Source organism: Segatella sinensis (assembly GCF_040095255.1).
GTDB lineage: Bacteria > Bacteroidota > Bacteroidia > Bacteroidales > Bacteroidaceae > Prevotella > Prevotella sinensis.
In genome coordinates, this window is sequence record NZ_JBBNGE010000030.1 from 1 (window position 1) to 13,949 (window position 13,949).

Annotated in this window: 10 protein-coding genes; 2 read left to right on the forward strand and 8 right to left on the reverse strand. The window is 47.3% G+C overall.

Annotated features, from left to right (window positions below; genetic code table 11):
* Positions 1 to 182: 182 nt before the first annotated feature.
* A complete protein-coding gene (locus tag AAAT87_RS09500) occupies positions 183 to 1,580 on the reverse strand; it encodes a hypothetical protein (RefSeq protein WP_349226254.1) in 1,398 nt (465 codons plus the stop codon).
* A 453-nt stretch (positions 1,581 to 2,033) separates the two neighbouring features.
* On the opposite strand from AAAT87_RS09500, the gene AAAT87_RS09505 reads away from it, so the two are divergent.
* Both AAAT87_RS09505 and AAAT87_RS09510 read left to right on the forward strand, forming a co-directional pair.
* Entirely contained in the window at positions 2,034 to 3,308 is a 1,275-nt protein-coding gene (locus AAAT87_RS09505; protein ID WP_349226255.1) for a VapE domain-containing protein, read from the forward strand.
* 356 nt (positions 3,309 to 3,664) lie between these two features.
* On the forward strand, positions 3,665 to 4,084 hold the full coding sequence (locus AAAT87_RS09510; protein WP_349226256.1) for a DUF6078 family protein: 420 nt from the start codon (positions 3,665 to 3,667) through the stop codon (positions 4,082 to 4,084).
* A 153-nt stretch (positions 4,085 to 4,237) separates the two neighbouring features.
* Here AAAT87_RS09510 and AAAT87_RS09515 read toward each other — a convergent pair whose 3' ends face one another.
* From AAAT87_RS09515 to AAAT87_RS09545, 7 genes are all read right to left on the reverse strand, one after another.
* Entirely contained in the window at positions 4,238 to 5,521 is a 1,284-nt protein-coding gene (locus tag AAAT87_RS09515) for an ATP-binding protein (RefSeq protein ID WP_298530056.1), read from the reverse strand.
* A 188-nt stretch (positions 5,522 to 5,709) separates the two neighbouring features.
* Positions 5,710 to 5,856, reverse strand: a complete 147-nt coding sequence (locus AAAT87_RS09520) for a hypothetical protein (protein WP_349226257.1) — start codon at positions 5,854 to 5,856, stop codon at positions 5,710 to 5,712.
* A 306-nt stretch (positions 5,857 to 6,162) separates the two neighbouring features.
* Complete coding sequence (locus AAAT87_RS09525) at positions 6,163 to 7,287, reverse strand: AAA family ATPase (protein ID WP_349226258.1); 1,125 nt, start codon at positions 7,285 to 7,287, stop codon at positions 6,163 to 6,165.
* 199 nt (positions 7,288 to 7,486) lie between these two features.
* Positions 7,487 to 8,713 carry an anaerobic sulfatase-maturation protein gene (locus AAAT87_RS09530; RefSeq protein WP_349226273.1) on the reverse strand — a complete coding sequence of 409 codons (1,227 nt, stop codon included), beginning with the start codon at positions 8,711 to 8,713 and terminating at the stop codon, positions 7,487 to 7,489.
* 59 nt (positions 8,714 to 8,772) lie between these two features.
* On the reverse strand, positions 8,773 to 10,266 hold the full coding sequence (locus AAAT87_RS09535; protein WP_349226274.1) for an arylsulfatase: 1,494 nt from the start codon (positions 10,264 to 10,266) through the stop codon (positions 8,773 to 8,775).
* Positions 10,267 to 10,325: 59 nt separating this feature from the next.
* The gene (locus AAAT87_RS09540; protein WP_349226275.1) at positions 10,326 to 11,948 is read right to left on the reverse strand and encodes a sulfatase family protein; all 1,623 of its coding nucleotides are present in this window, start codon (positions 11,946 to 11,948) and stop codon (positions 10,326 to 10,328) included.
* Between the two features lie 400 nt (positions 11,949 to 12,348).
* Positions 12,349 to 13,557, reverse strand: a complete 1,209-nt coding sequence (locus tag AAAT87_RS09545) for an ROK family transcriptional regulator (protein ID WP_349226259.1) — start codon at positions 13,555 to 13,557, stop codon at positions 12,349 to 12,351.
* Between the last annotated feature and the right edge of the window lie 392 nt (positions 13,558 to 13,949).

Consider the following 13,949-nt stretch of genomic DNA (forward strand, 5'->3'; position numbering starts at 1 on the left):
GAGCCGATTGCTATGTTTCACTCAGAATGACCACACTGGTCAGACTGGATTCAAAATATGCTCCTTTTTAAAGTGGGGTCAACATATAAAACTTGCTTTTTCGCCCTCTCTTTATCCTTTTTTATATAAGGTGGGGAAGTTAGAGAAGTTATCACTCCCCTTAACTTCCCTCAATTCCCTCATCAGCTGAAGAAGCTGTAGCCCCAGATGGCCTGCATCATCCTGGCACAGAGCGAGGAGAAATTCTGATAGAGCTTGGGCGACCATTTCGTCATACCATACAGCTCCTTCTTCTCCAAAAACATCTCCTCGTTCCATTCGGTATAATCGTACTCATTGAAGTAGCGGGAGTAATCGCTCAGATTGTCTGCCGTAAAGCGGAGACGGGGATCGATGTAGCCAAACCACTCGGCACTCATCATCTGATGGGCAAAGGTGGCGAAGGTGCTCTCATGCTTGATCAGGTTGAGATGCTTCAGCACGCTCCATACGCAGAACCACTGGTTCTTCCGGGTAATCAGATTCACCATCTTGGAGATGGATTTCTTCAACTCCTCCAGATCCACCGAACGGCCCTTCACCGTAAGATAGAATACCTCATTATGAAGCGACTGCTCGAACTCCTCCGGAAATTCTATGGCACGGATGCGCTGCGTGATGATCTGGTATTTAGCCACAGCATCCACGAGCTTCAGGAATTCCTCGTTCGTAAAATTCACTTTTATCAGCGAAGCACCCAGCTGGCTCACATCATCTGCACTATTGAGAAACAGCAGGAGCAGATTCTGGGGCACCAGATGCTTCAACTCCCTTCTCGCCTGGAGCCATTGGTCCACGTTGAGCGGTTTGCCATCGTTGTCGTACTGCAGGTTGGAGAAATACAGTTCCAGCTTTTCGCTGCTGTCTTTTTCTGAGATGTATTTCTGAATCGCCCATTCCGTTAATCGAGCCGCTTCCTCGGGTGTCATTTCTGAATCTGTAACGTGGCAGACTCTGCGGAAATGCAGCACCAGATAGCTGGCGAGGCAATAGAGGCGGATGAGATACCACAGGCGTTCCTCGTATCTCACCCCCGGGAACTTCGTGATTTTATGATATTTCTGAATCATTTTCTCCGTATTCTGGATATCTCCCACCATCAGCTGTATCGACTCCTGGCTCATGCCATCCATCAGCAGCAGGTCGTGCAGCTTAGGCAGGAGCGTACTGATCTCTGAGGAGAACATCGGGGAAGAATGTCCTTCTACTTTCTTGCCAGCCTTGACCAGGGCTAGGACTTTTTTCATGAATTTGGTAAACTGGGTGATGATGAGTTCGAAGGAGGTGAAATACATCTCGTTCTGCTCCTTGCGATGATGGGAAACATCGGTATGCTGCAAGGCGAGGTCCTGGTCTGCCAGATAGCAGAGTCGGGCTGCCTTGGTACACAGGGAGTGGATGTCGAAGGTCATCTCCTGCGAGCTGTAATCTTCCCATCCGTCCATCAACACCTTGAGCATCATTGTAAAATGGTCGAGTTGACGATCGAAAACCTCGTAGCTGAATGCGGGGACTTGTTTATCTTGCTGAGTCTGTAGCATATTTCTAGTTTTATCGTGAATAGTTTGCGAAACGAAGTTCCGTAATCAATCTGCAAATTTACGTTTTTCCATCATGATTACCAAATGTTTTCCCGTAAAACTGAAGAAATCCGCCCGATTTTCCCACGCCTTTTCCCATAGACCCTTGGGATTTTTCCCAAATGGAACGGAATGGGCGTGGGAAAGGCGGGAAAATTTGGAAAACGCCCCTACTATTGTGTATCTTTGCACCCGGAGTTGAGAAGGCTGGATAGAAGATTCATGCAGCGGTGGATAGAAAGCTACTTTCTAAAACACTCTTCACTCTTCACAAATGTGTCGTAAGTAACTAATATACAGTTGCTTAGGTGCGTGAAGAGTGGCTGCCGACTCTTCACCACTCTTCACCGCTCTTCACCCTCGTCAAATTTGAGGGTGAATCACACATTAATTAATAATTTTAAAACCATGATTATGGAAACAAAAAGTAATTTGAAATCATCTATGATGGCAGGTAATCAATCAGCAATCTACCAGGTAGAGAGCTTTCTGGAGGAGTTTTATCTCTTCCGCAGAAATGTTTTGAACGGAAAGACCGAGTTCTTCTGCATCAAGCCTGAAGAGGAGATGGAGGAGTCCGAGGAGAAGGAGTTGGAGAAGAAAGAAGAGACTCTGAAGGAGGAGAGTCCTGAGGAGAAGAACTGGAAGGTTCTTACAGCTGAGGCTTTCAACTCCATCGTTCGCCGCGCCAAGAAATTGGGAATCGGCGAGAAGAAGTCGCCAAGACAGGACATCGAGGAGTACATCAAGTCGGATGCCGTTCCCGTCTTCGACCCTATCCAGGAATACATGAACAAGTTGCCGAAATGGGATGGCAAGAACCATGTGGCTGCTCTTTTCGGCAGAATTCCGGGGTTGACCAGCGAACAGCTTGGCTGGTGCGCCACCTGGTTCCGTTCGGCAGTAGCCCATTGGCTACAGATGGACATGCTGCACGGAAATGAAGCCGTACCGGTGCTTATCGGACAGCAGGGTTGCGGAAAAAGTACCTTCGCCGTCCGACTGCTGCCTGAGGAACTTCGCCAGTATTTCCTCGACCACATCAACTTCGGCAATAAGTTTGATTCTGAAATGGCGCTCACCCATAATCTTCTGGTGAACATTGATGAGCTTGCCAACATCACCGTTGCCCAGCAGGGCAAGCTGAAGCAGACGCTTTCGAAGGTAAAGGTGAATGGTCGTCCTATCTTCGGCAAGAGTCAGGCAGACCGCAGAAGATACGCCTCTTTTCTGGCAACCACCAACGATGAGCATCCTCTCTGCGACCCGACGGGAAGTCGCCGCTACCTCTGTCTTCGAGTTCCCGACGGGGAGTTTATAGACAACAGTTCGGTCATCAATTATGACCAGCTCTATGCACAAATGATGTATGAGCTTCGGGATAAGCAGACCCCTTATTGGTTCACCAATGATGAGGTGGCACGCATCCAGGAATTCAACCAGCCCTTCTTCAAGGTGGATGATCTGGAGACCATGATCAGCTACTGTTTCCGAATGCCGGCAGAGGAAGAGGAAGGTAGATGGATGGTTTGTTCCGAGGTTTTCGACGTGCTTCATCTGCAATATCCTATGCTGGTGGGAAGTTTGAGCACGAAGATCAAGATTGGTCAAGCCCTCAAGTTTATGGGATGCAAGAGCAAGCATACCAGAAACGGACAGGCCTATCAGCTCCTCGCTCTCTCGGCTTGAGAAAAACGGGGATAAACCGTGGGGAGCCTTTTCTCAACCGGAAGGTGTGAAGAGTGGTGAAGAGTTGTGAAGAGTGGTCGACCACTCTTCACCTCTCGCAACCCCAGTGTTTATCGGGGTTTCAGGCTAATCTGTGAAGAGTGAAGAGTAAAATGGAGAGCAAGGTTTTTCTATCTCCCGACGTATCGTTTCGTGCCTGGCAATGGCAAGATATTGCCCTGGTAAAGGGCAATATTGTGCCGTAGTAAGGCAATAAGAGAAAGGTGCCTCTTTACCACCCGTCAGGACTATTATGACGACCTCTCAGAGACGTTCCGACATCTCGTTAGTATTATTAATTAAAACATCAAGCAAATATGAACAAGTACATTCCTTACAACATTACATGCCCATTGGCATCCTGCAGCCGTAGCAACACCTGTGCCCGCTACGCCAATTATCAGAAGGCAAAGGCTGAAGAAGCTTCCTTCCTGGTCTTGAATACCGATCTTCTCCAGGTAGAGGGAGAGGGTTGTCCTTACCATCTCGTTTCCGAACGTCAGCGCTGGGCAAGAGGTTTCAGCCGTCTCTGCAAATCCATCCCATCGGGCAATGCCAAATATTTGAACGTATATACGCCATTCACCCAGCGCCGTTTCTACAAGGCAAAGAATGGCGAGTTTCCTCTCAATCCTCAGATGCAGGCAGAACTCCTGGAGATTTTCAAGGAAAGAGGTGCCGACCTCAGTCTGGGATTCGACAGCTACGAGGAGCAGGATGTGCTGGTAGAGAAGTAAGCGCAGATTATCTGCTAGGTTTTGGCAACTATAATGTAATTTTAGAAAATTGCACTGAATAGAGTGCAATTTTCGTTAAAAAGTGCACTGAACTCAGTGCACTTTTGCTATTTGTTCGTCTCTTTGCAGCCAAAGAACAACATAATCAGGCGTTTAAATGTGTTTTTTCAGCAGCCATTTCCAGATAGGTATTACCTCTATCTTATAGCCATCTGTCTCTATCTGCGTCTCGTAGTCACGGGTGATAATGTAACCTTGATAGCCAGGAAAGGCTTTCAGGAATTTGATGAGTCCTCCTACTTCTCGCTCGTAGGTTGCCTCATCATTCAGATTGTATGATACCTGGATGGCCAGCTGGGCAGAAGGAACGCAGAAATCAATCTCTATATTCTTGTTGAAATAATAGAGGAAAGTTTCTTCTGTCGTGTTTCTGAATCTTCTGTTCAGCTCTATCGCCACCATATTCTCCAACAGCTTCGTTTCACCCTGAAAAAGGAACAGATTGAGTATTCCATTATCAGCAATGTATCTTTTTTGAAGCGTTGCCTGTTCTGTCATAGGTGAAACCAGATTCGGAATCGGGAAGAAGAGATACGCATCTTGCATATATTCCAGATAATCCTTCAGGGCAGGCAAACTGACGGCGTCACCGGTAGATTTCACCATGTGTTGCAATCTGGTAAGGGATGAAGGCTGCATCACGCTATCGGCAAGTTTTTTAGCCAGGAAGCGGAATACTCTAGGATTGCGGATGCTGTTTCTCTCCACGATGTCGCCTATCAGAATCTTCTGATACAGGGCATTGAGGTATTCCCGTTTGTCGGGTTGCTCAAACGACTCTGCTATTCCTCCTTCGTAAAAGTAGGAATCAAAATAGTTGGATACTATTGATTTTATCTGCTGGTTGTATTCCCAGTTTTCACCTGGTTCCACTTGGTGATAGGTCAGGTATTCTGCAAATGAAAAAGGAAAGATTTCCTTCGGAATGTATCTTCCTCCTAGTGTAGAATACATTTCCTTGCCCAGCATCTTGGCGTTGCTGCCTGTAATCATCACGCGATATTGGGAATCTGCCAGGCGACGGGCAAATTTCTCCCAACCTTCCACATTCTGAATCTCGTCAAGATAGATGAGGGGCTGTTTGCCTGGGTATAGTTCCATGTAGGAATCCAGGATAATGCCCAGTTCTTCTGCCTTCAGGGATGACAGGCGCTCATCCTCAAAGTTGATGTAGAGGATATCTTGTGCCGACTGTTCTCCTTTTTGGAGTCTGGTCTGGATATCCTGATACAGTAAGTAGGATTTTCCTGCTCGCCTTAGACCTACGAGGATATAATTCGACTTATCGCCGAAAAGAAAATCCCGGTGAATCAGTTTGTAGTTCGGGATGGCTACTTGCTTCTCGATGATGATATTTTTGATAATTTGCTTGTCCATACAGAAATATTTTAAAGTGTACTTTGCAAAAATACGAAAATATCTCTAACTATACTTCGAAATAATTCGGAAAAGTAGCTTGTTTAAGGAAAATTAATGGTTTATAAAGCTTTTCCCTTACAAAGCTTTTACCCTTACAGAGCGCCTGGGGGGAGACATTCTATTGACGTCTGTCGGGAGACTTTCTTTTAAACAAACAAATCATCCATCGTAATCTGTTTCTGTACGATGTCGCTATGTTTGTTCTGCTTCAATCCGAAAGAAGTAATCAATGTGAGGAGAAGCGATTTGGAAGTCTTCGTCTCTTCTGTGAAGATACGCAGTTTTTCCAGCAACTTCTCCTCATATTCCTTGCTGAGAAGGCTCCGTTATCTTTACATCCTGATGCCTTGACCAGTTCCTGGCGGGTCATACCCATTCCTTTGGTAGCAAGGGCAGTAACCACGGCGATATGGTCGGCTGATTATGCCAATAGAGGTTCATTTGCCCAACCAATAGGTAAACCAAGAGCAGATTTGTCTATTTCTGGAAACTCAGCAAAAAGTCTATTTATCTTGTCAAGTATATCGTTGTTGGAAACATGATGTCAAGAAAATACTTAATGATATGCATATTTACTGAGCCCACTTACGAAAGTTCAGCTACATCATTTCCTTCTTAAACCAAAGCTCGAACACACAGTCGGCAATGAAGATGCCGTCTTTCTCCAGGGTAATCAATTCCTTATCGATGAGGGCTTTCTTGATGCGGTCGATGTTGGATTTGCTGCCCAGCGGATAGGTTTCTGCTACAGCTTGAGCGGTGAAGCCAGAGTGAACGCCACTGCAGAGGAGGCGCAGAAAGTTGAGCTGATAGGTGGTTAAGCCCTCGGTTTGCTGTACGAAGAGGCCATGACATTGTTGCAGCAAGGCACTGATGCCGCTTTGCAAAGTTTCTTCGTTTACCTCTTTCTCGGTTTCAGCCATCACGTTCCATGCCAACTGTTGTACATAAGAAGAATAGTTCTTTACGGTTTCACAGATTCTTGTAGCATATTCCTCTGATATTTTCTTGCCGTATTTCTCGAATCGGGAGCAGATAAAAGGCACCCAATATGCTGTAGGAATGCAATCCAAGTGCAGCATTTCGCCAAACATATAGAAAGGCATGCGACGGTTTTGGAAGATGTTTTCCATCAGATGCTTCTTGCTTCCAAAGAAACAGTATGATACATTCTGATGATGCTGCCAAGCGCCACGCAAGCGCTTCTGTACGGTTAAGGAATCAGGAAACTCTCCGATTTGCTGGAATTCGTCAATGCAGACCACCAGTCGGATTCCCTTTTCCTGAGCTATTCTTTCCGGAAGATTCAGAATCTCTTCTGGGGAATAGTCCTTAGGAGTAATTCCCAGGGATAAAGAATATTCGGATGTAGGATCTGGACTAAAAGAGATTTTTGGTGAAACTCTTACCAAGAACTGCTTGATGTTTTCCACAACCTGTTCCAGTTTGTTGCTCATAGATAGCATAACGGATTCTGCGAAGCGATTATAGAAATCATATTCGCTTCGACAGTCGTAAATGTCCATATACACCACTTTAATCTTTGGGTTGTCTATTTCGCCTATTACCTTTTTGACGAGAGAAGTTTTGCCCATGCGTCGGGGAGAGATGAGGATGACGTTGATGCCATGCTCAAAGTCTGCCTTCATGCGCTTGGTTTCTTCTATTCGGTCGGTGAAGTTGTTTCCGGCAACCGACATACCATATACGAATGCCTTTTCCATTGCTGTTTCTTTTTACTTGATTACGGATGCAAAGATAAGCAAAAAAAACAAAGTTCACAAGGTTGTGGACCACAAACTTGTGAACTTTTAATATTATTTTGTAAATCAAGCATTTGAGGAAGAGAATCGTTGCCGGTCTCTATCTTCGGACCCCACTTGATCATCTTGGAACCATCGTTCGGTTTCATAATGATAATCGTTAGTTATTTTTTAAAACATTCATGATGTTGGCTGGTGGACGCTGGGCGAGGAGTTCCCGCTTCATGAAGTCCATGTAGGGAGCCACATGCGAATAATACTGGTAATATCCCTGACAGAGATAGTTCAGTCCCGGCTCTCCATACTTATCCTTCTCAAACCGGTTCTTCGGGCATTCACCATGACAGGCAAATTCCATATCGCACTCCTTGCACTGGCGGGGTAGCGAAGTGTGCTTTAGGCGGCTGAATGCCTGCTGCTTCTCGCCGTAAAGCATGTCGATGAGCGACTGCTCCCTGATGTTTCCCAGCTTGTATTCCGGAAAGACGAAGTGGTCGCAGGAATACACATCGCCATTGTGTTCCATCACGCCCGCATGGCCGCACTCCTTGGAATAAGCACAGATGCCCGGCAGCACACCCATCCAGTTGGCAAGCGTGCAGTCGAAGATTTCCACAAACATCTTACCCACATCGTGGCGCACCCAGTCATCAAAGATGGTGCAGAGGAAGTTGCCCCATTGTGTCGGGGTAACGGAAGCATCCGCAAGCGGAATCTCCCGGTCGTCGGCAAGACTCGCCAGGGTGCGGCCGTCTTCATGTTCCGTCAGTCGCTCCACGATAGGGGTAAACTGCAGGTACTGGCAACCGTTGTCCCTGAAGAAATGATAGAACTCCAGCGGATGCTCAGCGTTATAGGCGTTGACCACCGCCATAGCATTCCATTCCACCCGATGCTTCTTCAGCAGACTGATGCCCTGCATCACCTTTTCCCAGGAAGGCTTTCCGGCAGGAGTTACGCGATAGTGGTCGTGATACTCCTGAGGTCCGTCGATGGAAATGCCTACCAGCCAATGGTTCTGTGCAAAGAACTCGCACCACTCGTCGGTGAGGAGAGTGCCGTTGGTCTGGATGACATTGTCTATCTGTTTGCCGTGGGCGTACTTCTTCTGAAGCGCCAGCGCCTTCCTGTAGAAGTCGATGGAGCGCATCAGCGGCTCGCCTCCGTGCCAGGTAAAGAGCACCTGGGGCATGGTCTGTGCCTCGATGTACTCCCGGGTGAATTGCTCCAGCATCTCATCGGTCATCAGATGTCGGGGAGTGTTCTGGTAAAGATGGTTCTTTTCCAGATAATAACAGTATTTGCAAGCCAGGTTGCAATGGGCGCCTGCGGGCTTCAGCATCACATACAAGGGCTTGGCAAATGGAGTTGCTATATTGTCGTTCATCATTTTTTCATGTTTTACATATGGAGGAAGTTAACTCCTTAATCCACTTTTGTTAAGAATCAGAACTTAGGCAGGGTAATCTTGAAATCCTGGTTGTCTCTGTGCTCCTTCTGGATGGCAGCCAGGAGTTCCTTTACGATTTCAGGATGATCTGCCGCTACATTATGATCTTCGTGGATATCCGATGCCAGGTTGTAGAGACGTGGCTCGCCCTTTACCACTACCATCTTCCAGTCGCCCTTTCTCACGCCAATCTGGTCGGTCTCGTGGAACTCCCAGTAGAGATAGTCGTGGTGCTTCTGCTCGGCATCCTTGCCCAGGAGGGTAGGAGCGATGGAGATTCCATCGAAACCATCACCTGCCAGCTTCTTGTTGGTATAGCGCTTGGCGAAGTTCTTGATTCCGGCAAGGTCGCAGAAGGTTGGCATCAGGTCGTAGAAGGCAAACTGGGTATCATTTACGCTGCCCGCCTTGATGTGCTCCGGCCACCAGGCGATGAACGGGATGCGGATGCCGCCCTCGTAGCACTGGCGCTTCAAGCCCTTCAGCTTGCCGTCGCGACCGAAGAACTTTGGATCGGCGCCGCCCTCCTCGTGAGGACCGTTATCTGATGTAAAGATTACCACGGTATTCTTGTCGAGACCCTTCTCCTTCAGCTTGGCGAAGATTTCGCCTACATACTGGTCGAGACGGGTAATCATTCCGGCAAACTGGGCGTGGGTATGAACCACGGCATTGTATCGGGAACCTTCCTGTCCGCCCCAGGTCTTGTCCTCGAAGAACTTCTTCTGATAGTTCTCCAGGATGGAATCCTCCGGCTGAGCCAGTTCGGCATGAGGCAGGGTATAGGTGAGGAAGCCTACGAATGGATGCTTACTGTCCTGACGGTCGATCCACTCCAGTGCCTTGTCGTGGATGATGCGGGCAGAATACTGGTTGCGCTTGAAATAATCCTTGCCGAACATCGGATACTGGATGTTCTGCTCCATAATTTCTCTTACCACAGCGGTATCTCCCTGTGACTTGCTGTAGCGGTTGAGGAAGTTGGGATAATAAAGGTGGGCCTGGAACTGGCAGATGTAGCCGTAGAATTCATCTACGCCACGCTTGTCGGGAGTAGAGGCAGAACCTTCGTATCCGCCTGCCCACTTGCCGAAGACTCCGGTGCGGTAACCCTTGTCCTTCAGCATCTCCGGAAGAATCTTATGCTGCGGGTCGTAAGGTTCCTGACCCACAACAGAAAAGTCCTCATTTACTCCATACTTCACCATTGGCACGTTTCTCCAGTACTCCTTGTTCCCTCTTACGTGGGTATGACCGGTATGCTGACCCGTCATGATGGTAGCACGTGATGGGGCTGAAACCGGTGAACCGGCGTATGCCTGGGTGAACCGCATACCCTCTCTTGCCATCTGGTCGATGTTGGGGGTATGGATGTAAGGCTGACCGTAGCAGGCAAGATCGCCATATCCCATATCATCGCAGAGGATGAAGAGAATGTTGGGCTGCTGTACGTTCTGCTTGGCGCACACCAAGGTAGGCAGGCAAATCATGCCTACCCCAGTGAGCCATATTGTCTTGTTTGTCTTCATAAAATTCTGTTTTTTAAAATCTACTCATCAACCTTCAGATTCTTGCGGTAGTTGGCGAGAAGCTTCTTCAGTTCCTTCTCAATTTTCTGAGTGCCTGGTTTGCCGTAGATGTTGTGCAGCTCGTTAGGGTCGCTCTTGATATCATACAACTCCCAGTAGTCGATGTCGGCATCATCGGTGAAGTAATTGATAGACTTGAGGGCATTGAAGCAGTTGTTCTCTCTAGTGCCTGGCTGACCCTGGTACTTGTTTTCTACCACGGCTCTCTCGCCACCCTTGCCGTAGAAGTGAATCAGCTTGTAACGCTCGGTGCGCACACCGTCGTGCTTGCGTACCAGGTGGTAGGTAGGGTAATCATAATAATGATAGTACAGGCTCTTGCGCCACTTCTTGACAGGTGCTCCGGCAAACAGAGGCTGGAGTGAAGTGCCAGGCATGTACTTAGGCTTCTGCAAACCAGCCAGGTCGATGAAGGTAGGAGCGAAGTCGATGTTCTGAACCATCTGGTTGCACTCGCTTCCCTCCTTGATGTGCTTAGGATAGCTGATGATGAGTGGTGTATGGAATGACTCTTCGTACATGAATCGCTTGTCGAACCAGCCGTGCTCGCCCATGTAGAATCCCTGGTCGGATGTATAGACGATGATGGTGTTGTCGGTGAGGTTGTTCTTGTCGAGATATTCCAGCAGTCTGCCCACGCTCTCATCTACTGAGGCAATCACGGCCATGTAGTCGCGGATGTAGTTCTGGTATTTCCACTCGATCAACTCCTTGCCAGTCAGGTTCTTGCTCAGGAACTCACGGTTTCTTGGCATGTAGTAGGCATCGATGATGGCACGCTGCTGTGGAGTCATGCGGTTCATCTCGCCCATCAGTCCGGCATAGGAATCTCTTCCCTCAGGAGTAGATGGATCGTACATCTCAGGAACCTTCAGGTCGCGTACCATCTCCATATACTTGTCGATAGACATCTTCTGGGTGGATGCAGCAGAACCACGGGTCTCGTAATCATCCCAGAAAGTCTCTGGCAACGGGAAGTTGACGTTGGCATACTTGCTTACATACTTGGTGTTAGGCATCCAGAGACGGTGAGGTGCCTTGTGGTGAACCAGCAGACAGAATGGCTTGTTCTTGTCGCGGTTGTTCAGGTACTCGATGGCATGGTCGGTGATGAGGTCGGTGGCGTAGCCCATCTCCTGCTTGAAGTTACCGTACTGGCCGGTAGAAGCGAAGGTAGGATTGTAGTACTGACCCTGGTCATCCAGAACATGATAGTAGTCGAATCCCTTCGGACTGCATGACATGTGCCACTTGCCCACTACGGCAGTAGAATAGCCAGCCCCCTGCAGCAGTTCAGAGAAGAAGGTCTTGGTAGAGTCGATACCCTCGGCAAGCTGTCGCTGTCCGTTCTGGTGACTGTAAAGACCTGTCATCAGGCACGCACGGCTTGGAGTAGAGAGAGAGTTCTCCACGAAAGCCTCGTTGAATTTCATTCCCCTTTCAGCTAGGCGGTCGATGTTGGGTGTTGGTGCCAATTTGGAGATTGGACTACCGTATGCGCTGATGGCTTGCATGGCATGGTCATCACACATAATGTACAAGATGTTTGGTCGTTCTCCCTGAGCGAAGAGCGACAGCGGCATTACCTGTAAGGCAGCGAATGCCAGTAATGAACGATTGAGTTGATTTCGGTTGTTATTCATCATGATTCTGGTGATATATAGTTAATAATGAATGAATTGCTGATAAAGATAGTAGAGGTTGATAAAATGCCAAAAAGAGGGGGCGCCATCAGTTGGCGCACCCCTCGTAATTCATATCATTACCCCCTTACAAGGAAGTAACATTGAACTCAGATTTGCTGCAAACTACAATTTGCCCCTTTGTGTCATAGGTCATTTTAAATTGTTCTCATATAGGTGTAGTAATATTTGTATTTTTTGTCATCAAGCTAAAAGCTAGAATGCAGCGGATAATGTTGATATATGGGCATCTATTCTGCACCGCCTAAGACGATGCTGATGCCGCTAGTCGTGATAGGTTTTATATTGTAAGCAACTTCTGTCGAGCTATCAGACACGCTCCGATGACACCGGCCTGGTCTTTCAGCTCTGAAGTGACGATTTGTGAATCTTCGTTCATGATGTTGAGCGAATACTTCTTGATTCCCATGTTCACTGGCAGGGTGAGATAATCGCCTGTGACAGACATTTCTCCGCCGATGACCAGCATCTCTGGGTTGAATATGTTGATGATGCCTGCCAGTTGCTTGCCCAACTCATCTGCGATGTGTTGCAGGGTGGCGAGGCTCACTACATCTTCCTTAGCGATGGCATCCATGATGTCTTCCAGCGTAAGCTCCTCTTTCTGCTTGAGTACCTTGTCCGAGAGAATGGATGGCTTGCCAGCCAGGATATTCTCCATTAGTTTTCTCTTGAGTGCTCTGCCCGATACTTCTGTCTCCACGCAGCCGATCTTGCCGCAGTGGCAGATGATGTTGTTGTTGTAGGCGGTCATGTGACCGAACTCTCCAGAATATCCCGACTTGCCGTAGTACAGCTTGCCGTCGATAATGATTCCGATACCCAACCCCCAGCATACGTTGACGAAGATGACATCTTTCTTACCTTTACAGCATCCTTTGACAAACTCTCCGTAGGTCATACTGCGGGAATCGTTCTCGATGCAGGTTGGAAGCTCCAACAGCTTTGTGAGCTTCTCAGCCAGAGGTTCTTCCAGGAACGTGAACATGTTGTAAGCTCTTCCTTCCAGAGGTCTCACGCGTTCTGCCACGTTGACGCAAACTTCCAGGATTTCTTCTCTTTTAATAGGTAGATTGTCGATAAAGTCATTGATGATCTTTCCCATCTCGGCAAGGCTCTCAGGCGTATTCTCATACACATAAGGAACTTTCTGCTTCTCTGTGATCAGATTGCCGCAGAAGTCGCTTGCTGCCAAGGCTAGGCAGTCCATTTCCGGGTTCACACCAACAAAGTAACCTGCGGTAGGTTGCAGGTCGTAAACCATCGGGATTCGGCCAGCGGAATCGGCTTTCTTTCCGATCTCCCTGACAAGTCCCTGTCCCATCAGTTCATTCAGAGCGTTCGTTGTCGTAGGGAGGCTCACCCCTATGCCCTTTGATAATTCAGGTATGGTAGAAGCGCCCTTTGCTATAAACTGCTCTAGTAGTCGTCTAGGAACAGAAGGTTTTCGATTGATGTTCTTAATATATTTTATTATGTCTTTAGTCATAACTAAAATTTTTTTGTTGCAAAGATACTCTTTTTTAAGTTTGGTACAATGATTTGCGAGTTAATAAAACTTAATTGAGGCTATTTTTTTGCAAATTTCCTTTTCGGCGCTTCGTGATTTGAGTTTATACCTTATTATATATAGAGAAACATAAGAGTGATTTTATCTGCAACCCTTTCTTCAACTGATAAGCATTAAGTAGCCATAACTAACTGATATAATGGTAAAAACAACACTTATAAATAACGGCTTCTTGTCAATAAACTGAAAAAATAAAAGCCTTTTAGATTTATTAACCTAAAAAAGGAGGAAGTAATTAATAAAAGAAGTATCTTTGCAAAATAAAATATTTTATTAAGTGTTCAACTGAAAATAAAAGATATTATTATCGA